Genomic DNA, 21,227 nt, shown 5'->3' with positions numbered 1-21,227 from the left:
AATGCCGTTGCTTATGGGGTTATTACCACCATTATCGAACAGGCATGCACCAATCAGCACGGCAAGAAGAGGGGCGTTTACCGCCCTTTTCCCGCGTTTAGGTCAAATAGGCCACAATGGCGCTTCATCCATCAAGGCCACCTGCTCCCTGAGTTCCAGGATGCGGTCCTGCCAGTAGCGCTGCGTGTTAAACCACGGGAAGGCGACGGGGAAGGCGGGGTCGTCCCAGCGGCGCGCCAACCAGGCGGAATAATGGATCAGGCGCAGGGTGCGCAGCGCTTCGACCAGGTACAGCTGGCGCGGGTCGAAATCGCAAAAATCCTCGTAGCCGGCCAGGATGTCGCTCATCTGGCGCACCTGGTCGCCGCGCTCGCCCGACAGCATCATCCACAGGTCCTGGATGGCCGGGCCCATGCGGCTATCGTCGAAATCGACGAAATGCGGGCCGGCGTCCGTCCACAGCACGTTGCCGCCATGGCAATCGCCATGCGTGCGCAGCACGGCCACGTCGCCCGCGCGGTCATAGCAGCGCTTGACGCCGTCGAGCGCCTGCTGCGCCACGCTGGAATACGCGGCCAGCAGCTCGGGCGGCAAAAAATCACCTTCCAGCAAGAATTCGCGCGGCTCGACGCCGAACGTCTGGCGGTCGAGCGCCGGCCGCTCCTGGTAGGTGGACAGCGCGCCGACGGCGTGGATGCGGCCGATGAAGCGCCCTATCCATTCCAGGGTCGCCGGGTCGTCCAGCTCGGGCGCGCGGCCGCCGTGGCGGGGAAAGACGGCGAAGCGGAAGCCATGGTACTGGTGCAGCGTGCTGCCATTGATTTCCAGCGCCGGCACCACCTGGATTTCGCGCTCGACCAGCTCGGAGACGAACGCATGTTCCTCCAGGATGGCCGTGTCGCTCCAGCGCGCGGGACGGTAAAACTTGGCCACCAGGGGCGCGCCGTCTTCGATGCCAACCTGGTAGACGCGGTTTTCATAGCTGTTCAGGGCCAGCAGGCGGCCATCGCCGCGCAAGCCCACGCTGTCGAGGGCGTCGAGCACGCAATCGGGGCTCAGGGCGGAAAAGGGATGGACGGGCCGGTCGTCCGCGTGCGGCTGGTTTTCATTGTGCATAAGCGACATTGTAAGGCGCGCGCGGGCCGCCGGTGCAAACACTTCGGTGATGAAGCGCCGCAAGGCGTATACTGGCGGCTTATATTCAATACAAAGAGCAAGCCATGCAACTCGAACAGCCATTATCAGAAAAAGAATTCGACGAATTAGACCAATTCCTGTTGTCGGAGCGCTGCTCCGAAGACGCGATGACCATGGATATGCTGCACGGCTATCTGACGGCCGTCGCCATCGGCCCGGAACCGATCATGCCGGCCGAGTGGTTGCCGCGCGTGTGGGGCGAAAACGCCGAAGATGCGCCGAAATTCAAGAACGGCAAGGAAGAAGAACGCATCATCAACCTGATCATGCGCTTCATGAACGAAGTGCTGGTGACGTTTGAAGTGGCGCCGAAGGAATTCGAAGCCCTGTTCGTCGAGCACGACTACGAAGGCCAGACCCTGATCGACGCCGAAGCCTGGTGCTGGGGCTTCTGGGACGGCATGGAGCTGCGTCCCGGCTCGTGGAACGAGATCTGGGATTCCGAAGTGGCCGAGCTGATGCAGCCGATCTACCTGCTGGGCGCCGACGAAATCAAGGAAGAAGAGCTGAAACTGGTGGAAGACCCGGTCAAGGCGCACAAGCTGGCGCAGGAACTGGAAGCGAACCTGCCGGCCATCCACCGTTTCTGGGTACCACGCCGCAAGGCTCCCGTGCAAACCATGAAGCGCGAAGAGCCGAAAGTGGGCCGCAACGACGACTGCCCTTGCGGCAGCGGCAAGAAGTTCAAGAAATGCTGCGGCGCCGAGCCGGCAGCCGAGTAATACCGCAGTAGCATCCCCTGTTGCGCCGGCGTCCTGCCGGCGCAGCGCTGGCCTTGGCCCAGCGGCTATAATCGGCGCATGAAACTCCCCGACCTGAACCTGCTCGTCGCCCTCGACATCCTGCTCGAGGAAGGCAGCGCCGTGGCCGCGGCGCGGCGCATGAACCTGAGCGCGCCGGCCATGAGCCGCACCCTGGCGCGCATCCGCGACGCCATCGGCGACCCCGTCTTCGTGCGCTCCGGGCGCGGCCTGGCGCCCACCCCGCGCGCGCTGGAATTGCGCGAACAGGTGCGCGGCGTGGTGGAGCAGGCGCACGCCATCTTCACGTCCGGCCGCGAAGTGCACTTGCGCACGCTGGAACGCACTTTCAGCCTGTGCGCCAACGACGTGTTTGTCGGCGCCTACGGCGGCAAGCTGCGCGACCTGCTGGCCATCCATGCGCCGCACACGGTGCTGCGCTTCGTGCCCGAGGGCGATGGCGCCACGGAAAACGACGCCCTGCACGCGGGCCGCATCGACCTGTACGTCAGCGCGCGGCGCGCCTTTGCCCCCGACATCAAGCTGCAGCAGCTGTTTACCAGCGGCTTTGTCGGCATCGCCCGCAGCGATCATCCGATCTTCGACGGCCCCATCAACCTCGACAGCTTTACCGAATACGAACATATCAGCGTCTCGCGGCGCGGCCTGGCGCGCGGCCCCTTCGACACGGCCCTGGCCGAGCGTGGCTACACGCGCAGGGTCTCCCTGATCAGCCCCAACTTCCAGTCCGCCATCTTCGCCGTGGCCGATTCGCGCCTGCTGCTGCCGCTGATGCCCACGCCCCTGCTGGCCATCGTCGAGCGGCTGGGCTTGAAGCTGCGCACCTTCCAGCTGCCGATCCCCGTCGACAGCGTGGAAGTATTCCAGGCCTGGCATCCGCGCCTCGACCACGACCATGCGCACCGCTGGCTGCGCCGCACGATCAAGGAGCTGTGCGGCAGCGCGCTTCCGGGCACCTGAATCATTGCGCCAGACGCAATTCAGACTTCATCAATGATCAATTTTCACAAGATTTAACGCTCCCTATACTGCGTGGACTGATTCTCATCCACGGAGTTCCCTGTGTCCGCTGTACCCGTTTCCGGCGCCGCCCCTGCGGCCGCGCCACCCGCATCCCCCATTTTCGGCCTGCGCCTGGCCACGGGCCTGGCTGGCGTGCTGCTGGCCGTGCTGGTAGCCGGCCTGAATGAAAACATCACCAAGGTCGCGCTGGCCGACATCCGCGGCGCCATGGGCATCGCGCGCGACGACGCCAGCTGGCTCGTCGCCCTGTATGCGGCCGCCTCGGTATCGGCCATGGCGTTCGCGCCGTGGTGCTCCGTCACCTTTTCGCTGCGCCGGCTGACGGCCGCCGCCATCCTCGTCTGCATGGCCGCCGGCGTGCTCTGTCCGTTCGCGCCGAACCTGTCCGTGCTGATGGTCCTGCGCGTGGTGCAGGGCGCGGCGGGCGGCGCCCTGCCACCCATGCTGATGACGGTGGCGCTGCGCTTCCTGCCGCCCAACATCAAGCTGTATGGCCTGGGCGGCTATGCGCTGAGCGCCACCTTCGGCCCCAGCCTGGGCACGCCGCTGGCCGCCTTCTGGACCGAGTACCTGGGCTGGCAATGGGCCTTCTGGCAAGTCGTCCCGGGCAGCATCGCCGCCCTGCTGATGGTGTCCTGGGGCTTGCCGCAAGACCCGCTGCGCCTGGAGCGTTTGCGCCAGTTCGACTGGCGCGGCCTGCTGCTGGGCCTGCCCGCCATCAGCATGCTGGTGGTGGGATTGCTGCAGGGCGAACGCCTGGCGTGGTTCGCCTCGCCGCTGATCTGCGTGCTGCTGGGCGGCGGCCTGTTGCTGCTGGTACTGTTCTTCATCAACGAGTGGTCGCATCCGCTGCCCTTCTTCAAGCTGCAGCTGCTGTCGCGGCGCAACCTCAGCCATGCCCTGCTGACCCTGGGCGGCGTGCTGTTCGTGCTGCTGGCCGTGATCCTGATTCCCTCGTCCTACCTGGCGCAAGTGCACGCCTACCGCCCGCTGCAGACGGCGCCCGTGATGCTGATGGTGGCGCTGCCGCAATTGATCGCCCTGCCGCTGGTGGCCGCCCTGTGCAATATCCGCGCCGTCGACTGCCGCTGGGTGCTGGCCATCGGCCTGGCCCTGCTGGCCCTGTCCTGCGTGCTCGGCGCGCGCATGTCGCCGGACTGGATACGCATGCATTTCTACCTGCTGCAAGCGGTGCAGATCTTTGCCCAACCGATGGCCGTGATCCCCTTGCTGCTGCTGGCCACCACGGGCCTGGCGCCGCAGGATGGCCCGTTCGCCTCGGCCTGGTTCAACACCATCAAGGGCATGTCGGCCGTCGTCGCCACCGGCGTGCTCGATGCGCTGATCACGCGCCGCAACCATTTTCATTCGACGGTGCTCAGCGACCGCCTGGGCAACCTGCCCGGCGCCGTGGACGTGCCGGGCCTGGCGCAGCGCATGCATGCGCAAGTCGTCACGCTGACCTCGTCCGACCTGTACCTCATTGTCGCCGCCATCGCGCTGGCCATGATTGTGATCATTCCCATCCTGCCGACGCGCGTCCATCCGCCGCGCGCCGCCTGATTTCCATTCTGACGAAAGAGCTTCACCATGCAAAAACCCATACTGCGCTCGCGCGCATTTCTTCTCGGCCTGGCCCTGCTGGCCTGCGCCCTCGCCTTTTGTGCCTGGCAACTGCTGTTCGCCCGTGGCGACGAGCAAAGCACCGACGACGCCTTCGTCAGCGCCGACTACACCGTGCTCTCCCCAAAAGTGGGCGGCATCGTGCGGGAAGTGCTGGTGGAAGACAACCAGACTGTCAAGGCGGGTCAGCTGTTGGCGCGCATCGACGAGCGAGATTACCAGGCCGCCGCCGACGCGGCCCGTGCCGAGGTCGCCGGCGCCGAAGCGCAACTGGCGAATGCCCGCGCCACCTTGCAGCGCCAGCAATCGGTGATCGAACAAGCCACCACCCTGGTCGACGCCAACCAGGCGGAAGACAAACTGGCGCAGCAGGAACTGGCCCGCTCGACGCACCTGGCCGGCCAGGGCGCGGGCAGCGTGCAAAACGCGCAGCAGGCCCAATCGCGCTTCGACGTGAGCCGCGCGCGCCTGGCGCAAAACCGCGCCGCCCTGCTTGCCACCCGCAAGCAGACGGACATTTTGCAGGCGCAGCAAGGCGCGGCCGAAGCGGCACTGCTGCGCGCCCGCGCCAGCCTGCAACGGGCCGAACTGGATTTGTCGCATACGCAGCTGCGCGCCCCCATCGACGGCATCGTCGGACGCCGCGCCGTGCGCATCGGCGCCCTGGTGGCTCCCGGCGCCAGCCTGATGGCCGTGGTGCCCTTGAACCGCAGCTTCGTCGTCGCCAACCTGCAGGAAACCCAGCTGACGCACGTGCGCCAGGGCCAGCGCGCCAGCATCGCCGTCGACGCGTATCCGGACATGCTCCTGCGCGGCACGGTGCACAGCATCGCCCCCGCCACGGGCGTGACGTTCGCCGCCATCGCGCCGGAAAACGCCACCGGCAACTTCACCAAGGTGGTGCAGCGCATCCCCGTCAGGATCGCGCTCGATCCCGGCCAGGATGGCGAACATCACCTGCGCGTGGGCATGTCGGCCGAAGTGCGCATCGATACGGCCATGCGCCGTCCACAGCTGCAGCAGGTGAGCGCGCGATGAAAGCACTGATACTCTTCACGGCCCTGGGCCTGGCCGGCTGCGCCAGCGTCGGCGGCGACTTCCAGCGCCCGCACCATGATCTGGGACAGCAATGGCGCCAGGCGGAGCATGCCCGTTTCGCCGCGACACAGGATGGCGCCATCGAGCAGCGCTGGTGGGACGGCTTTGGCGACGCCACCCTGTCGTCGCTGCTGCAGCGCGCCGCCGGCGCCAACCTCGACGTATTGGCGGCGGCCAGCCGGCTGGAGCAAAGCCGCGCCGCGCGCGGCGTGGCCGGCGCCGCGCAAGGCCCGTCCCTGGGCGCGAATGGCGGCTATGGCCGCGCGCGCAACAGCGAGCAAGGGCTGAGCGACCCGTCGCGCCACAACGGCCAATCCGCCTACAGCCTGTGGCAAGGCAATCTCGATGCGGCCTGGGAGCTGGACTTGTGGGGCCGCGTGCGGCGCGACGTGGAAGCGGCCGACGCGCGCGTCGACGCGGCCGTGGAAACGCAGCGCGGCGTGCTGCTGGCCGTGCTGGCCGAGACGGCGCGCGACTATATCGAGCTGCGCGGCGCGCAACAGACCCTGGCCATCACGCAGCAGCTGCGCGATATCGCCCGCCATACCTTGAACCTGACGCGCATCCGGCTGCGCGAAGGCGCGGCGACGCAACTCGACGAGGCCGAGGCGGCGGCCCACGTGGCCACCATCGAGGCGCGCCTGCCGCCGCTGCAGCAGCGCGAAGCGCGCCTGGGCAATGCCCTCGCCCTCCTGCTGGCGCTGCCGCCGCAATCGCTGCAGGCGGAACTGGCGGCGGGCAAGGACATTCCCGCCGTGGCCGTGCAGGTGCAGCTGGGCGTGCCGAGCAGCCTGGCCGAACGGCGTCCCGACATCCGCCGCGCCGAAGCGCAGCTGCACGCGGCCACGGCCGCCATCGGCGTGGCGCAAGGCGATTTTTATCCGCGCATCACGCTCTCGGGCAGCGTCGGCCTGCAGGCGATGCAGCTGTCCGACATCGGCTGGGACGCCAAGCGCTTCGCTTTCGGTCCCGGCTTCAGCGTGCCCCTGTTCGATGGCGGTCGCCTGCGCGGCAACCTGCAATTGCGCGAGGCGCAGCAGCAGGAGGCGGCCATCGCCTACCGCCAGACGGTGCTGGCCGCCTGGCACGAGGTGGAAGATGCCTTATCGAGCTACCAGGCCAACGCCCGCCGCCAGGCCAGCCTCGATGCAGCCGTCAAGCAGGGACGGCGGGCGCTGGGCAGCGCGGAACTGCAATACCGCCAGGGCGGCACGGACCTGATCAACGTGCTGCATGTGCAAAACACCTTATTGAACAACGAAGCGGCGCTGGTCGACAGCCGCGCCACCGCCTCGCTGTCGCTGGTCCAGGTCTACAAGGCGCTGGGCGGCGGCTGGCAAGCCTTTTCACCCCCATCGCAAGGAAGCACGCCATGAAACCGCATCCCGCACATTTTTCCATCCACGACGTCAGCGACTTTCCCATCGTGCGCTTTCGCCCTGAAACGGCCGTCACCGGCTATGCCCCGCTGTGGGAAAACGACATGGACGCCCTGCTGCGCCATGGCGAACCGTTCGTCATGCTGTTCGAGGAGGAACGCGGCGATGAAGCGCACATCGACCGCAAGCGCCGCGGCCTGTGGCTCAAACATAACAAGGTGGCGCTGGCCGCCCTGTGCCGGGGCCTGGTATCGGTCGAGGAGGATGCGGAACGGCGCGCGCGCCTGCAAGCGATGGCGGCCGGCGCCATGAAGGCCTTCGGCATCCTGCAGGAAGTGGCCGCCACCCGCGAACAGGCCGATGCCCTGATGGTGTGGCTGCTGGGCAGCGGCCAGATGGCGCGGCCGCGCGCGGCGGACGTGTGGTGAGTGCGGCGGCCGGCAGCAAGCCATCGCCCCTGCGCGACGCCGCGGTGCTTACGGCGCCGCGTCCTCGGTGGCGGTCCGCTGCGTCGGCGCCAGCACGCCCTCGGCCGGCAAGGTGCGCGCATAGCCCGCCTGCGGCAGCTGCTGCGCCACGGCCGGGTACTGCGAGGCCGCATCGCCGACGGCGGACAGCACCTGCATCGGCGTGGCCAGCGCCAGCGCTCCCGCGCCCATTTTTTTCAGCGCGATGCGGCGCGCCACGCTGGCGGCGATCATGCGGCGCATAGTTCGCCCTCCTGCGCCACGCGCTCGACGATGTGGCGCCATTCGCACAATTCATGGACGCCCGGCTTGCGTTCGCCGAAGAACATGACGATGGCGTCGCCCCTGGCGTCGAACAGTTCCACGGACGTCACCAGGCCGTCGACGGTCGGCTTTTTCACTACCCAGGCGCTGGCGATATGGTCTTCGCGCACATGCAGGTTGAAGCGCGTGTCGAGGACATTGATCCATGGCCCCATCACGGCGATCTTGTGCACGGGGCCGGAATGGATCTGGATCATGCCGGCATTGCCGACGAAGGCCATGATGGAGACCTTTTCGAGGGCGGCGCTGTTGAGCAGGTCGAGCACGCAGGACGTGTCGATCTGCTGCACGAAGCGCGCCTCGGCCAGGCGCAGCCCCTGCAGGCGCGAGACCGCATATTTTTTCAGCAAGGTGAAAAATTCATGCGTGTCGCGCAAGTCGGCCCAGGCGGCGCGAAAGCCGGCCACGTCGATCTGCGCGTCGGGCAGTTCGGCCGGGCGCGCCGCCGGCGCCGTCACGCTGATGCCGGCCGCCTGGTTCGCGTCGGCAAAATGCGCCACCAGCGCGTCGCAGGCGGCGATGTCGCTGTGCGGCGTGAGGAAAATCTTGTGCACGGCATGGCCGGCCGCATCGAAGAACTGCAGGCTGCGCCGCACCGCGTTTTCGCCCGCGTTCACCTCGCGCACGGCAAAGCCATGCGCCCACTGGCGGTAAAACAGGCGCAGGTCGATGTCGCCACCGAGCACCAGGCCCACATGGTTGTCGTGACTGGCCTGGCGGTAGACGCCCGTCTTTTCATGCACGCACGAGGCGTTGCGCGTCAGCGCCATGACTTCGCCCAACGGTTCCAGCGCCTGGACGATGGCGGGCCAGTCGGCTTGCAGGCGCACGGCGCCCAGCAAGGCGCCATTGGCCAGCGACAAGCCCGCATGCGCGGCGATCAGCTCGCCTTCGGAAAGACCCAGTTCCTCGGCGATGTCGCGGTGGCGGGCTTTGTTGTCACGGCGCAAACGGGCAAATTCGCTGGCGACCAGCTCGGTGTTGCAAATAGGGGGCATGCTCGTCACGGTGTCTCCTTTCAAGGCGAACACTGGCTGGCATGGGCTGGCTGGTGGTGGGGGAATCTTGAATTCAATTATAAATGAGAATCATTCGCAATCAAGGCTTATTTGCGTGAAAAAACACCGTGCAAAAAAAAGCGCCGCGACAGGAAACCCGTCGCGGCGCAAAGGAGACCGATCGGTATTGCCGATCAGTTCAGGAAAAAAAGGTCAGGCGCTGGCCTGCGCTCCCGGCATGACGGCCGCTTCCGCCGCCTGCTTCGGGCTGGAGCGCTGCGCCAGCAATACCACGGCGGCCAGCACCATGGCGCCGCCCAGCAATTGCGTGCCGCTGACGGATTCCTTCAGCAGGGTCACGCCGAAGGCCATCGTGATGACGGGTTCGAACGTGGAAATGATGGAGGCCTTGGCCGCGCCGATCTGCGCCACGCCGGCAAAGAAGGCGGCAATGGCGATGGCCGTCGAAAACAGGGCGATGGCGCTGACGGCCAGCCAGCCCGTCGCCGTGCCCGGCAAGGACACGCCTTGCCACAAGGCAATCGCGCTGTTCGACAGGCCGGCCGTGCCCAGAATCACCACGCAGGCGGCCAATGGGTGAATATTCTCGCGGCTTTTCGACAGGCTGTTGCCAAACAGGATGTACACGGCGTACACGCCGGCGGCCATCAAGGCCAGCGCGATGCCGATGGGCTGGCCCTGCAGCTTGCCGCCCAGGGTGATGGCCATGCCGGCAATCGCCAGCGCCATCAGCACCAGCATGCGCCGGTCCAGCTTTTCCCAGCCCAGCGCCAGCGCGAGAATGGTGACCAGCACGGGATACACATACAGCAGCATGCCGCACAGGCCGCTGCTGGCATACATGAGCGCATTGAAATAGCCTTGCGACTGGGCCGTGTACATCAGGCCCATCAGCATGTAGCCGGCCAGCAGGCGGCCGCGCGGCAAGCGCCAGCCGCCCAGCCACACGAGCGGCAGCAACAGCATGGCGGCGATGACGAAACGCAAGGCCAGCATGGTCGACGGGTTGACCCCGGACGCATATGCCGCCTTGGCAAACACTGCGGAACTGCCGAAACCGGCGGCCGACAGCAACACCAGCGCAACGGCGCGGCGATCAGACATGACTAAACCTCTTAGAGTACGCCAGGGCAAACCTGCTGCGCGTCGCGCTTTGCGGCCTGCGATGCTCACCGTACTGAAGTACGGTTGCGCTTCTCAGCCACAAATCACTGCCGCTCGCGACGGTTTTCCCAGGCGTTGTAAATATTAATGCCAAGCAAGGCTGGAAGGTGATGCGTGCGTGAAATACATGCGTGAATCCTATTGCGGGTCACTTCACGCAGTGACGGCATCATATTCGCTTGCGCAAAATGAAACAAACCAATATTCTTCACGGATAGGCCGAATATTACTGAGGCTCAATCTCTTGAAGAGTGCCATGTCACGTCCCTTGCCACCGCTCGCCGCCCTGCACGCCTTCGAGGCGGCCGCCCGCCATGAAGGCTTCCAGCGCGCGGGCGAAGAATTGCACGTCTCGGCCGGCGCCATCGGCCACCACGTGAAACAGCTGGAAGCGTGGCTGGGCATCGTGCTGTTCCAGCGCCTGCCGCGCGGCGTGGTGCTGACCAATGCCGGCCAGCGCTATGCGGCGTCGCTGGGGCCGATCCTCAACCAGCTGGCCGACGTCTCCGAGCAGGCGCGGCGCCAGGGCGATGACAAGGTGGTGACGGTGACGGCCACCAGCTCGCTCGTCTCGCGCTGGCTGATGCCGCGCCTGGGCCGGCTGCGCGACCGCTACCCGCAGATCGAGCTGCGCGTGCTGGCGTCGATGCACCCGGTCGACCTGGCGCGCGACGGCGTGGACGTGGCCATCCGCCTGGGGCCGGGCCGCTATCCGGGCCTGAAGGTCGATTTATTGATGGAGGAATGGTTTTCCGCCGTCTGCAGCCCCGGTTTCCGCGCCAACGCGGCCAGCCTGCGCCAGCCCGCCGACCTGCTGCGCTATCCCCTGCTGCACGACGAACCGGAAGTGCACCTGCCCGGCGAGATCGACTGGACGCGCTGGCTGCACAGCTGCGGCGTGCATTACAGCGGCAATAGCGGCAACAGCGGCGCGCGCTTTTCGCACACGTATTTATGCCTGGACGCGGCCGCCAGCGGCCAGGGCGTGGCCATCGCCGCCAGCCCCCTGATCGGCGACGATTTACGTTCGGGCCGCCTGGTGCGCGTGTTCGAGCACGCCGTGCGCGGCCCCCACTGTTATTATCTGCTGCGCTCGCCCCAGGCGGAAACGCGGCCCCTCGTGCATGCGTTCTGCGAATGGCTGATCGCCGAGGCGCGCGCCGACCAGGAAACCGTCTGGCCCACCGTGGAGACAGCATGACGAGCAGGGAACTGGCGCGCAGCGCCCAATATATAGTCCAGCATGAATACGAACACGCCGGCGTGCTGGCCGCCGATGGCCGGCGAGCGAGCCTGGGCGAATTCTATGGCGACCCGGCCGCGGCCTTGATCGACGTCAACGAGCAATGGTGCGCCGTGGCGGGCGAGGGCTTGGTGCTGCGCCGGCTGGGCCAGCCGTTCGGGCAGTGCGTGGAATATTACCGCCAGCCAGGCGAGGTGCGCTGGATCACGGCTTTACGGCAAACGGGACCGTTTGCGCTGGCGTGGCAGGATGAGGAAGGGGATTGGTACACCCTCGATTTTGACCTTGATACGATGTAACAGAACCTTCGCGACGCCTCGCAAAACCGTAGCGAGCGGAAGGGAGAGGTGGCTGAGAAGCGCAACCGTACTCAAGTACGGTGAGCATCGCAGGCCGCCTATACCGACGCGCAGTAGGTTTGGCGAGGCGTCATCACATTACAGCTTGATGAAGTGTTCGCGGTAGTACTTCAGCTCTTCGATCGATTCGAGGATATCGGCCAGCGCCGTGTGTTTCTGGTGTTTCTTGAAACCGGTGGCGATTTCCGGCTTCCAGCGCTTGCACAGCTCCTTCAATGTCGATACGTCAACATTTCGATAGTGGAAAAACGCTTCCAGCTTCGGCATGCCGCGCACCATGAAGCGGCGGTCCTGGCCGATGGTGTTGCCGCACATGGGCGACTTGCCTGCCGGTACGTATTTCTTCAGGAACGCGATCAGCTCCGCTTCCGCCTGGGCTTCCGTCACGGTCGACGCTTTCACCTTGTCGATCAGGCCCGAGCGGCCATGCGTGCCCTTGTTCCAGGCATCCATCTTGTTCAGGGTTTCATCCGACTGGTGAATCACGAACACGGGGCCTTCGGCCAGCAGGTTCAAGTGCATATCCGTCACCACCACCGCCACCTCGATGATGCGGTCGGTATCGGGCTCCAGGCCCGTCATTTCCATGTCGACCCAGACCAGGTTCATCTCATTGGGACGCGCTGGCACGGTGGGTGCGGGGGTGGATGCAGTTAAGTCGGTCGCTTGTGACATAATTCTCTCTTGGCCTAATCAAACTAAATAATCAGCCATTTTCTCACAGGCACAGAATGTATTCACTCGCGTTTTCGATTTTGTTTGTATCCGTCCTCGTTTTGACCCTGGCCGTGCGCTTCTGGCTCGCTTCGCGGCAGATTCGCCACGTGCTGGCGCACCGCGCCTTTGTTCCGCCCGAATTCGCGGAAAAAATTCCGCTGGCCGCGCACCAGAAGGCGGCCGACTACACGGTGGCCAAGACCAAGTTCGGCTTGCTGACCTTGCTGGTCAACTATGCCGTGCTGATCGGTTTTACCTTGCTGGGCGGCCTGCAATGGCTGGCGCTGCATCTGAATGAATGGATGGGCCCGGGCTCGCCCATGCTGTACCAGATCGGCCTGATCGCCGCCTTCGCCGCCATTTCCGGCCTGATCGACCTGCCCTTCGAGTATTACCAGCAATTCGTGCTGGAGCAGCGCTTCGGCTTCAACATGATGAGCAAGCACCTGTTTTTCACGGACCTGCTCAAGAACATAGGCCTCACGGCGGCCCTCGGCTTGCCCTTGCTGTGGGTCATTCTCGTGCTGATGGCGAAAAGTGGCGACCTGTGGTGGTTCTATGCCTGGATCGTCTGGAGCGGTTTTTCCCTGCTGATGATGATCATCTTCCCCAATTTTATCCAGCCGCTGTTCAACAAATTCACGCCGCTGGCCGATGAAGCCTTGAAAAGCCGCATCGAAGGCTTGATGCAGCGCGTCGGTTTCGCCTCGAAAGGCTTGTTCGTCATGGATGGCTCGAAGCGCAGCGCGCACGGCAATGCGTATTTCTCGGGCTTTGGCGCCAACAAGCGCATCGTCTTCTACGACACCCTGCTGTCGCGCCTGGCGCCGCAGGAAATCGAAGCCGTGCTGGCGCATGAACTGGGACATTTCAAGCTCAAGCACATCGTCAAGCGCATCGCCGTGATGTTCGCCATCTCGCTGGGCTTTTTGGCGCTGCTGGGCTTCCTGAAGACGCAGCCATGGTTTTACGCGGGCCTGGGCGTGGATCCCGTCGCCCTGGCCATCACGGGGCAGCCGACGGACGCGCTGGCGCTGCTGCTGTTCATGCTGGCCTTGCCCGTCTTCACGTTCCTGCTGGGACCGTTGACCTCGCTCAGCTCGCGCAAGCATGAGTTCGAAGCCGACGCCTTCGCCGCCACGCATACGCAGGCGGACGACCTGGTCTCGGCGCTCGTGAAAATGTATGAAGACAATGCGTCGACCCTGACGCCCGACCCGCTGCACTCGGCCTTCTACGACTCGCATCCGCCGGCCAGCGTGCGCATCCGCCACCTGAAAGGGGCTACGACATGAATACGCCATCGACCTCGCAAGACCTGGCCCAACTGTCCTGCACGCCGCGCCTGCAGGCGCTGGGCGACACGGACATCGCCACCCTGCACGCCCTGCTGCCCCAGTGGACGCTGCAAAATGGCAAGCTGTGCCGCGACTTCGGCTTCAAGAATTACTACCAGACCCTGGCGTTCGTGAACGCCCTGGCCTATATGACCCATACGCAAGACCACCATCCGGAGCTCATCATTACTTACAAAACCTGCGCCGTGCGCTACGACACGCACTCGGTCAACCATGGCGCCGGCGGCCTGTCCGAAAACGACTTCATCTGCGCCGCCAAGGCAGACCTCATCTACCAGAGCAGCCAGGTGGCCCCATGAGCGAAGGCAAGTTGACGGGCGTCATCATCGCCGCCCACGGCCGCCACTACCTGGCCGACGTGGACGGCGCCAAGCTGCAATGCGTGACGCGCGGCAAGAAAACCAATGTGGCCGTGGGCGACATCGTGCACCTGACGCGCACCTCGAACGACCAGGCCGTCATCGACCGCATCGAGGAACGCAAGACCCTGCTGTACCGCTCGGACCAGTACAAATCCAAGCTGCTGGCCGCCAACCTGACGCAGCTGTTCATCGTCGTGGCGACGGAACCGGGCTTTGCCGACGACCTGATCTCGCGTTCGCTGGTGGCGGCCGACGCGGCCGGCATCGAGGCGCGCATCATCCTGAATAAGACGGACGTGACGGCCTCGCTGGAGCGCGCCCGCGAACGCCTGCTGCCGTATTCCTCGATGGGCTATCCCGTCGATGAAGTGTCGGCGCGCGCCGCACCCGAGCACGCCGTGGCCACCCTGGCGCCACTGCTGGCGGGCCAGTCGTCCATCCTCATCGGCCAGTCGGGCATGGGCAAGTCGTCGCTGATCAACCTGCTGGTGCCGGACGCCGACATCGCCGTGCGCGAAATCTCGGCCGCGCTCGACACGGGCAAGCACACGACGACGTTTACGCGCCTGTACAAGCTCGACGAGCTGGGCCCGGACAGCTCCATCATCGATTCGCCCGGCTTCCAGGAATTCGGCCTGTACCACCTGTCCGAGGGCATGCTGGAGCGGGCCTTCCGCGAATTCCAGCCCTACCTGGGCGGCTGCAAGTTCTACAACTGCCGCCACCTGATCGAGCCGCAATGCGCCATCCTGCAAGCCTTGTCTGAAGGCAAGATCGCCAAGATGCGCCATACCCTGTACGGCCAGCTGCTGCACGAATCGGCGCAGACGCTCTATTAAGCACGCGCCGCCGCACAAAGATAGCGACAAAAAAGCTCGGCTGGCGAAATTTAATTTTGCAGCCGAGCTTGCCTTCCGACTTTAAAACCGTTCATCCGCCGTTTTATGCATTTCAGCGCGTAAAAGCGGCCATCCGTCGCCCGCCGCTGGCGATGGCCAGGCGCGTTTGCTAACTTGACACCAGTCCCTGCCGGAAACCTGCCAGCGACCACACGATCTAACTTCAACCAATCCTGTCATCCTGATCGAAGGTGAATGCCATGCATACCAAACGCTTCCTCCCCATCCTCCTTGCCCTGTTCGCGCTTGCCGGCGGCACTGCCCAGGCGCAAACCGCCGCCGCACCGCCCACCACCGACAGCGTGCGCGTCACCTCGGGCACCTACTATCACGTCACGGCCCAGGAAGCCTTCGACATCGAACAGCAATATCGGCTGTCGAATGGACAACGGCTGGAAGTCCGCCAGCAGGACAGCCATTTCTTTGGCCGCCTGATCGACGACCGTGAATGGCAGGCAAAAAACAGCGTGGAAATCTACCCGACCGGCCCGGGCCAGTTTGTCAGCAAAAAGGGCGCCACCTTTGTCTTCAGCAATGCGGGCGACCGTGTGGTGATCGACGACGCCCAGTTCCTGCCCGGCTTGCGCATGCCCGCCGACATGCGCAGCGCCGGCACCGTGACGGGCAGCACCAGCATCCGGCTGGTGTCACGCTAAGATCGACTTGGGCGACTGCCCCGCCATCGGCCGGCGGGGCAAATAGCCCCCGCAGGGGGTGCCATGCCCGATGAAGAATTCTGACCGGCGCACTGAACAATTCCCCTGAATGCAGCTTACAATGCCATGACGCATGGCCTGTGCGATCGCAGGCTGGCGCTACTGTTTGCGGGGGAGAATGCTTGAATGGAAATGTTCGCGCTCGAACATGACGTAGCGCAGTGGGAAAGCGCATTGCTGCCGTTGCGCGGCGCCGGGCGCGTACCGCTGCTGCTGGCGCTGTCGTGGCATCTGCGCCAGCGCGATTGCGCCAGAGCAATTGCGCTGAGCGAGGAGGCGCATCTGCTGCTGCCGCTGGCGGGGCTGGAAGCGGTGGCACTGGAACAGGCGCGCGCGCGCCTGCAACTGGTGCAGGCGGAAGTGGCATGGCTGCAAGGTGCGCTCGATGCGGCGGAAAGCCTGGCCATGGCGGCGCACGCCATGCTGTGCGCGCACGGCGACGGCGCCGCTTGCGCCGACGCCCACTGGCTGCTGTCCTCGATCGCCGTCGACCGGGGCGACCATGCCCGCTGCGATGCCGAGCTGCTGGCTGCGGCACAGCAAGCGCGCGGCGCCGGCGATGCGATGCGCGCCAGCCTGGCCGACGCGGCCATGGCGCGCTGGGCCGTGTTGCGCGACGCGCCGGCCGCCCAGGCCCGCTGGAGCGGCCACTTCCAGGCCGACGCCGGCGTCAAGCTGGCCGCGCCGCTGGCCGCCTGGGTGCATGACTTCCACGGCTTGCTGGCGCACACCTCGCGCGACCTGGGCGCGGCGGCCGGCCACTACATGCAAAGCTACGAGGCGGCGCTGGAAAGCGGCCAGCTGCGCGGCGCGATCACGGCCGCCATCAATATCGGCGACTGTTTCTCCAGCCTCAACGACAACGAATCGGCCCTCGAATGGATGCAGTGCGCGCTGGATCTGGCCCGTCCCACGGGCTGGCCGCGCAGCATCGGCGCCTGCCAGACGCATACGGCCGAAACCATGCGCAAGCTGGGGCGGCTGGGCGCCGCCGAAGACTTGCTGCGCGAAGCGCTGCACATCCTGGCGCCCGTGTCCGGTGCGCGCACCTACGCCAACGCCCTGCTCCACTTGGGCGAGCTGAGCCTGGACAAGGGCGACTACGACACGGCGCTCGACGCCTTCAGCCGGCTGGCGCAGCGCGCCGAAGCGCTGGGCCAGGCCGATTTCCGCAGCATGGCGCAGCGCGGCAGCGCCCACGCGCTGTCCTACCTGGACCGCCCGGACGAGGCGCTGCAGGCGGCCGAACGGGCTTGCCAGCTGGCCACCGCGCAGGGCGACGCCATGCACCAGGTGGCGGCGCTGCGCGTCTTGTCCATGTTGCATGCGCGTCACGACTTGCCGCCGCCCGCAGGCATGTCGGAACGCAATCCCGCCCTGCATTTCCTGCACCAGGCGCTGCAGGTGGCCGCCTCCATCGAAGGGTATTCGCCGCCCGGCGAACTGCTCGATGCGCTGGCGCGCGAATACGCGCATGCGGGCGACTATGCGCGCGCCTACGATATCGCCCTCGATGCGGGCGTGGCGCGCGAAAAAAGCCACACCCAGCAAGCGAGCAACCGCGCCACCGCCATGCAGGTCTACCACCAGACGGAACATGCGCGCTCGGAAGGCTATCACCACCGCGAACTGGCCGCCTCCGAAGCGCGCCGCGCCGAAGTGCTGCAGCAGACCAGCGACACCCTGGAACGGCTGTCGGCCATCGGCCAGGAAATCACCACCCACCTCGACGCCAGCGCCGTCTTCCAGGTGCTCGACCGCCACGTGCATGCCTTGCTGCCAGTCAACACCTTCGCCGTCTACATGCTCGAACCTACGGGTACGGCCCTGCGCCGCGCGCATGGCATGGAGGCGGGCCGTCCCCTGCCCGACAACGCCATTCCGCTGAGCAATCCGCGCGCCTACTCCGTGCGCTGCCTGCTGGGCCGGCGCGAAGTGTATATCGACCAGGTGCCGCCGAAGCGCCACGCCTACACGGTGCCCGGCACCCTGCATAACCAGAGCGTGCTGTACGTGCCGCTGATGGTGGGCGAACGCGTGCTGGGCGTGATGACGGTGCAAGCTTGCCATGCCAACGCGTATGGCGAACGCGAGCGCCTGATCTTCCGCACCCTGTGCGCGTACGGCGCCATCGCGCTCGACAATGCCAGCGCCTACCGGCAATTGCAGGACGCCCAGGCGCAATTGGCGTCGCAGGAAAAACTGGCCGCCCTCGGCTCGCTGATGGCGGGCGTGGCGCATGAACTGAATACCCCGATCGGCAACAGTTTATTGATCGCCAGCACCATGCAGCAAAAGACGGAAGACGTGGAACGCCTGATGAACGGCCCCGGCCTGCGCCGCTCCGACCTGGCGGCCTTCATCGACGATGCGGGCAAGGCGTCGGCGCTGGTGATGCGCGGCTTGCGCAGCGCGGCCGACCTGGTCAACAGCTTCAAGCAGGTGGCCGTCGACCGCACCACCGAGCAGCGGCGCCAGTTCGACTTGCAACAAGTGAGCAATGAAATCATCGCCACCGTCATGAACCGCATCCGCGGTTCGGGCCACAGCATCGACATGGAGATAGCCTTCGGCATCGCCATGGACAGCTATCCTGGCCCGTTCGGCCAGGTGATCACCAATCTGATCAACAATGCCCTGCTGCACGCCTTCGCCCCCGCGCCCAACGATGGCGCCGCCGGCACGGGCTGCATGCGCCTGTCCGCCACGACGGACGGCGCGCGCGCGCGGATAGTCTTCGAGGACAATGGCGGCGGCATCGCCGAACAGCATTTGTCGCGCATCTTCGACCCCTTCTTTACCACCAAGCTGGGCCAGGGTGGCAGCGGCCTGGGGCTGTCGATCAGCTACAACATCGTCACGGCCCTGCTGGGCGGCACCATCCAGGTGGCCAGCAGCCCTGCCGGCACGCGCTTCACCCTGGACTTGCCCCTGGTGGCGCCCCAGCTGGACGGCGCCGCGCCCGCCAGCATCTATTAATCGGCCGCCCTTTTCGCGGGCGCAGGCTTGCCTATACAAGTACGCGCCCGGACGGTCTTTCCAATCTAAAAGCAAAACCCTTATAATTGAACGGCTGAAGTACTTGCCATTGCATTATTTTCAACTTGGCAAACCGCATCGTACCGCGCGACAGGCGTCGCGCTGGCACCGATCAACACAGCAGCGCGCCGGGCGAGGCAGTCATCAGTCGAGATGTTGTACGCTGATGCAACCCGGCGGGAAAGGCACGCCGCCGGCGGCCTGCGCATCTTCAAGTGGTCATTATGTCGACAAAAAAACCGATCAAGCACTACCTCCAGTTCTCCGATTTCACGTTGGAAGAGTACGAATATGTGATCGAACGCGCCCATCTGATCAAGCGCAAGTTCAAGAACTACGAAATCTACCATCCCCTGATCGACCGCACCCTGGTGATGGTCTTTGAAAAGAACTCGACCCGCACCCGCCTGTCTTTCGAGGCCGGCATGCATCAGCTGGGCGGCGCCGCCATCTACCTGAATACGCGCGATTCCCAGCTGGGCCGCGGCGAACCGGTGGAAGACGCGGGCCAGGTCATGTCGCGCATGTGCGACATCATCATGGTGCGCACGTTTGGCCAGGAAATCATCGAGCGTTTCGCCGCCAATTCGCGCGTGCCGGTGATCAATGGCCTGACCAATGAACACCACCCGTGCCAGGTCTTTGCCGACATCTTCACCTACATCGAACACCGCGGCTCGATCGCCGGCAAGGTCGTCGCCTGGATCGGCGACGCCAACAACATGCTGTACTCGTGGCTGCAGGCGGCCGAAGTGTTCGGCTTCCACGTCAACGTCTCGACGCCGAAGGGCTACGACCTTGACCTGTCGCAAGTCAAGACCGACCGCTACACCTTCTTCGACAACCCGTCCGACGCCTGCGAAGGCGCGCACCTGGTCAACACGGACGTGTGGACCAGCATGGGCTACGAAGCGGAAAACGCGGCCCGCATCGCCGCCTTCGACGGCTGGATCGTCGATGGCGCGAAGATGGCCCGCGCCGCGCCCGACGCCCTGTTCATGCACTGCCTGCCCGCCCACCGCGGCGAGGAAGTGGCCGCCGAAGTGATCGACGGCCCGCAATCGGTGGTGTGGGACGAGGCGGAAAACCGCTTGCACGTGCAAAAAGCGCTGATCGAATACCTGTTACTCGGTAAAATCCAATAATTCGCCAGGCATTGCAGAGCACCTGGCAGCATCGCAACACATACATCGACAACGACAACTGGAAGCAATATGAGCGACATTAAAAAAGTAGTCCTGGCCTATTCCGGCGGACTCGACACCTCCGTCATCCTGAAATGGCTGCAAGATAACTACCAGTGCGAAATCGTCACCTTCACGGCCGACCTGGGCCAGGGCGAAGAACTGGAACCGGCGCGCGCCAAGGCCATCAAGTTCGGCATCAAGCCGGAAAACATCCATATCGAAGACGTGCGCGAGGAATTCGTGCGCGATTTCGTCTTCCCGATGTTCCGCGCCAATACCGTGTATGAAGGCGAATACCTGCTGGGCACCTCGATCGCCCGTCCATTGATCGCCAAGCGCCTGATCGAAATCGCCAACGCCACGGGCGCCGACGCCATCTCGCACGGCGCGACCGGCAAGGGCAACGACCAGGTGCGTTTCGAACTGGGCGCCTACGCGCTGAAGCCAGGCGTGAAGATCATCGCCCCATGGCGCGAGTGGGATCTGCTGTCGCGCGAAAAACTGCTGAAGTACGCGGAAGACGCCGGCATCGAAATCGACATGAAGCACAAGAACGGCGGCGCGCCGTACTCGATGGACGCCAACTTGCTGCACATCAGCTTTGAAGGCCGCCACCTGGAAAACCCGAGCGCCGAAGCGGAAGAAACGATGTGGCGCTGGACCGTCAGCCCTGAAAAGGCGCCGGACGAAGCGGAATACCTGGACATCGAATACGAAAAAGGCGACATCGTCGCCATCAACGGCGTGCGCATGTCGCCCGCCACCGTGCTGGCCGAACTGAACAAGGTTGGCGGCAAGCATGGCGTGGGTCGCCTGGACCTGGTGGAAAACCGCTACGTCGGCATGAAGTCGCGCGGCTGCTATGAAACCCCGGGCGGCACCATCATGCTCAAAGCCCACCGCGCCATCGAATCGATCACCCTGGACCGCGAAGTGGCCCACTTGAAAGATGACCTGATGCCGCGCTACGCGTCGATGATCTACAACGGCTACTGGTGGGCGCCCGAGCGCGTCGCCCTGCAAACCCTGATCGACCACACGCAGCAAACCGTGAACGGCTGGGTACGCATCAAGCTGTACAAGGGCAATGTCATCGTCGTGTCGCGCGATTCGAAGACGGATTCGCTGTTCGACATGAACATCGCCACCTTCGACGAAGACGGCGGCGCCTACAACCAGGCCGACGCCGGCGGCTTCATCAAGCTGAACGCCCTGCGCATGCGCATCGCCGCCATCGCCCGCGAAAAGCGCGGCCAGAAGTAAGCAGGACGGGGCGGCAACTCCGCCCTTGC

20 protein-coding genes are annotated in these 21,227 nt (G+C 65.0%); 15 read left to right on the top strand and 5 right to left on the bottom strand.

Going from position 1 to position 21,227, the window contains the following annotated elements; genetic code table 11:
* Positions 1-102: 102 nt before the first annotated feature.
* A complete protein-coding gene (locus J0O65_RS06910; RefSeq protein ID WP_215405368.1) occupies positions 103-1,116 on the bottom strand; it encodes a serine/threonine protein kinase in 1,014 nt (337 codons plus the stop codon).
* A gap of 104 nt (positions 1,117-1,220) precedes the next feature.
* Here J0O65_RS06910 and J0O65_RS06905 point away from each other — a divergent pair, with 104 nt between their 5' ends.
* The 6 genes from J0O65_RS06905 to J0O65_RS06880 all read left to right on the top strand — a co-directional run bounded on the left by J0O65_RS06905 (position 1,221) and on the right by J0O65_RS06880 (position 7,509).
* Positions 1,221-1,919, top strand: coding sequence for a UPF0149 family protein (locus J0O65_RS06905; protein ID WP_215405366.1), 699 nt, complete (start codon positions 1,221-1,223; stop codon positions 1,917-1,919).
* Positions 1,920-1,997: 78 nt separating this feature from the next.
* Complete coding sequence (locus J0O65_RS06900) at positions 1,998-2,918, top strand: LysR family transcriptional regulator (protein WP_215405365.1); 921 nt, start codon at positions 1,998-2,000, stop codon at positions 2,916-2,918.
* A gap of 102 nt (positions 2,919-3,020) precedes the next feature.
* Positions 3,021-4,544: an MFS transporter gene (locus J0O65_RS06895; RefSeq protein ID WP_353056159.1), complete on the top strand. Its 1,524-nt coding sequence runs from the start codon at positions 3,021-3,023 to the stop codon at positions 4,542-4,544.
* 27 nt (positions 4,545-4,571) lie between these two features.
* Entirely contained in the window at positions 4,572-5,642 is a 1,071-nt protein-coding gene (locus J0O65_RS06890; protein ID WP_215405363.1) for an HlyD family secretion protein, read from the top strand.
* Positions 5,639-7,078, top strand: coding sequence for an efflux transporter outer membrane subunit (locus J0O65_RS06885; protein ID WP_215405362.1), 1,440 nt, complete (start codon positions 5,639-5,641; stop codon positions 7,076-7,078). The genes J0O65_RS06890 and J0O65_RS06885 overlap by 4 nt, the downstream gene beginning before the upstream one ends.
* On the top strand, positions 7,075-7,509 hold the full coding sequence (locus J0O65_RS06880; RefSeq protein WP_215405361.1) for a hypothetical protein: 435 nt from the start codon (positions 7,075-7,077) through the stop codon (positions 7,507-7,509). Before J0O65_RS06885 ends, J0O65_RS06880 begins: the two co-directional genes overlap by 4 nt.
* A 48-nt stretch (positions 7,510-7,557) precedes the next feature.
* On the opposite strand, the gene J0O65_RS06875 is transcribed toward J0O65_RS06880, so the two are convergent.
* The 3 genes from J0O65_RS06875 to J0O65_RS06865 form a co-directional block, all read right to left on the bottom strand.
* Entirely contained in the window at positions 7,558-7,791 is a 234-nt protein-coding gene (locus J0O65_RS06875; protein ID WP_215405360.1) for a hypothetical protein, read from the bottom strand.
* A complete protein-coding gene (locus J0O65_RS06870) occupies positions 7,779-8,870 on the bottom strand; it encodes a hemin-degrading factor (RefSeq protein ID WP_215405479.1) in 1,092 nt (363 codons plus the stop codon). The genes J0O65_RS06875 and J0O65_RS06870 overlap by 13 nt, the downstream gene beginning before the upstream one ends.
* Before the next feature lie 213 nt (positions 8,871-9,083).
* Positions 9,084-9,995: a DMT family transporter gene (locus tag J0O65_RS06865; RefSeq protein WP_215405359.1), complete on the bottom strand. Its 912-nt coding sequence runs from the start codon at positions 9,993-9,995 to the stop codon at positions 9,084-9,086.
* 316 nt (positions 9,996-10,311) lie between these two features.
* Between J0O65_RS06865 and gcvA the strand changes: the two genes are divergently transcribed.
* A complete protein-coding gene (gcvA, locus tag J0O65_RS06860; RefSeq protein WP_092717770.1) occupies positions 10,312-11,256 on the top strand; it encodes a transcriptional regulator GcvA in 945 nt (314 codons plus the stop codon).
* Entirely contained in the window at positions 11,253-11,597 is a 345-nt protein-coding gene (locus J0O65_RS06855) for a hypothetical protein (protein ID WP_215405358.1), read from the top strand. The genes gcvA and J0O65_RS06855 overlap by 4 nt, the downstream gene beginning before the upstream one ends.
* A gap of 138 nt (positions 11,598-11,735) precedes the next feature.
* On the opposite strand, the gene orn is transcribed toward J0O65_RS06855, so the two are convergent.
* Positions 11,736-12,332: an oligoribonuclease gene (gene orn, locus J0O65_RS06850; RefSeq protein ID WP_175560553.1), complete on the bottom strand. Its 597-nt coding sequence runs from the start codon at positions 12,330-12,332 to the stop codon at positions 11,736-11,738.
* Between the two features lie 56 nt (positions 12,333-12,388).
* Here orn and J0O65_RS06845 point away from each other — a divergent pair, with 56 nt between their 5' ends.
* From J0O65_RS06845 to J0O65_RS06815, 7 genes are all read left to right on the top strand, one after another.
* Entirely contained in the window at positions 12,389-13,669 is a 1,281-nt protein-coding gene (locus tag J0O65_RS06845; protein ID WP_215405357.1) for a M48 family metallopeptidase, read from the top strand.
* Positions 13,666-14,031: a 4a-hydroxytetrahydrobiopterin dehydratase gene (locus J0O65_RS06840; protein ID WP_215405356.1), complete on the top strand. Its 366-nt coding sequence runs from the start codon at positions 13,666-13,668 to the stop codon at positions 14,029-14,031. Before J0O65_RS06845 ends, J0O65_RS06840 begins: the two co-directional genes overlap by 4 nt.
* Positions 14,028-14,933, top strand: coding sequence for a ribosome small subunit-dependent GTPase A (rsgA, locus tag J0O65_RS06835; RefSeq protein ID WP_215405355.1), 906 nt, complete (start codon positions 14,028-14,030; stop codon positions 14,931-14,933). Before J0O65_RS06840 ends, rsgA begins: the two co-directional genes overlap by 4 nt.
* 260 nt (positions 14,934-15,193) lie before the next feature.
* The gene (locus tag J0O65_RS06830; RefSeq protein WP_215405354.1) at positions 15,194-15,649 is read left to right on the top strand and encodes a hypothetical protein; all 456 of its coding nucleotides are present in this window, start codon (positions 15,194-15,196) and stop codon (positions 15,647-15,649) included.
* 186 nt (positions 15,650-15,835) lie between these two features.
* Positions 15,836-18,688: an ATP-binding protein gene (locus tag J0O65_RS06825; protein WP_215405353.1), complete on the top strand. Its 2,853-nt coding sequence runs from the start codon at positions 15,836-15,838 to the stop codon at positions 18,686-18,688.
* A 284-nt stretch (positions 18,689-18,972) separates the two neighbouring features.
* The gene (gene argF, locus J0O65_RS06820) at positions 18,973-19,893 is read left to right on the top strand and encodes an ornithine carbamoyltransferase (RefSeq protein WP_215405351.1); all 921 of its coding nucleotides are present in this window, start codon (positions 18,973-18,975) and stop codon (positions 19,891-19,893) included.
* A gap of 69 nt (positions 19,894-19,962) precedes the next feature.
* On the top strand, positions 19,963-21,198 hold the full coding sequence (locus J0O65_RS06815; protein ID WP_086140762.1) for an argininosuccinate synthase: 1,236 nt from the start codon (positions 19,963-19,965) through the stop codon (positions 21,196-21,198).
* The last annotated feature ends 29 nt before the right edge of the window (positions 21,199-21,227 follow it).

The sequence above is a fragment of the Janthinobacterium sp. JC611 genome, from assembly GCF_018682595.1.
Taxonomy (GTDB): domain Bacteria; phylum Pseudomonadota; class Gammaproteobacteria; order Burkholderiales; family Burkholderiaceae_D; genus Janthinobacterium.
This window is presented reverse-complemented; position numbering and strand designations above follow the sequence as displayed.

Coding starts and splice junctions, on each gene's coding strand:
- J0O65_RS06880 (WP_215405361.1), top strand. CDS start 7,075: ATGAAACCGCATCCCGCACATTTTTCCATCCACGACGTCAGCGACTTT.
- J0O65_RS06825 (WP_215405353.1), top strand. CDS start 15,836: ATGGAAATGTTCGCGCTCGAACATGACGTAGCGCAGTGGGAAAGCGCA.
- J0O65_RS06905 (WP_215405366.1), top strand. CDS start 1,221: ATGCAACTCGAACAGCCATTATCAGAAAAAGAATTCGACGAATTAGAC.
- J0O65_RS06870 (WP_215405479.1), bottom strand. CDS start 8,870: ATGCCCCCTATTTGCAACACCGAGCTGGTCGCCAGCGAATTTGCCCGT.
- J0O65_RS06855 (WP_215405358.1), top strand. CDS start 11,253: ATGACGAGCAGGGAACTGGCGCGCAGCGCCCAATATATAGTCCAGCAT.
- gcvA (WP_092717770.1), top strand. CDS start 10,312: ATGTCACGTCCCTTGCCACCGCTCGCCGCCCTGCACGCCTTCGAGGCG.
- J0O65_RS06815 (WP_086140762.1), top strand. CDS start 19,963: ATGAGCGACATTAAAAAAGTAGTCCTGGCCTATTCCGGCGGACTCGAC.
- J0O65_RS06885 (WP_215405362.1), top strand. CDS start 5,639: ATGAAAGCACTGATACTCTTCACGGCCCTGGGCCTGGCCGGCTGCGCC.
- J0O65_RS06845 (WP_215405357.1), top strand. CDS start 12,389: ATGTATTCACTCGCGTTTTCGATTTTGTTTGTATCCGTCCTCGTTTTG.
- rsgA (WP_215405355.1), top strand. CDS start 14,028: ATGAGCGAAGGCAAGTTGACGGGCGTCATCATCGCCGCCCACGGCCGC.
- J0O65_RS06875 (WP_215405360.1), bottom strand. CDS start 7,791: ATGCGCCGCATGATCGCCGCCAGCGTGGCGCGCCGCATCGCGCTGAAA.
- J0O65_RS06910 (WP_215405368.1), bottom strand. CDS start 1,116: ATGCACAATGAAAACCAGCCGCACGCGGACGACCGGCCCGTCCATCCC.
- J0O65_RS06900 (WP_215405365.1), top strand. CDS start 1,998: ATGAAACTCCCCGACCTGAACCTGCTCGTCGCCCTCGACATCCTGCTC.
- J0O65_RS06890 (WP_215405363.1), top strand. CDS start 4,572: ATGCAAAAACCCATACTGCGCTCGCGCGCATTTCTTCTCGGCCTGGCC.
- J0O65_RS06840 (WP_215405356.1), top strand. CDS start 13,666: ATGAATACGCCATCGACCTCGCAAGACCTGGCCCAACTGTCCTGCACG.
- J0O65_RS06865 (WP_215405359.1), bottom strand. CDS start 9,995: ATGTCTGATCGCCGCGCCGTTGCGCTGGTGTTGCTGTCGGCCGCCGGT.
- J0O65_RS06830 (WP_215405354.1), top strand. CDS start 15,194: ATGCATACCAAACGCTTCCTCCCCATCCTCCTTGCCCTGTTCGCGCTT.
- argF (WP_215405351.1), top strand. CDS start 18,973: ATGTCGACAAAAAAACCGATCAAGCACTACCTCCAGTTCTCCGATTTC.
- orn (WP_175560553.1), bottom strand. CDS start 12,332: ATGTCACAAGCGACCGACTTAACTGCATCCACCCCCGCACCCACCGTG.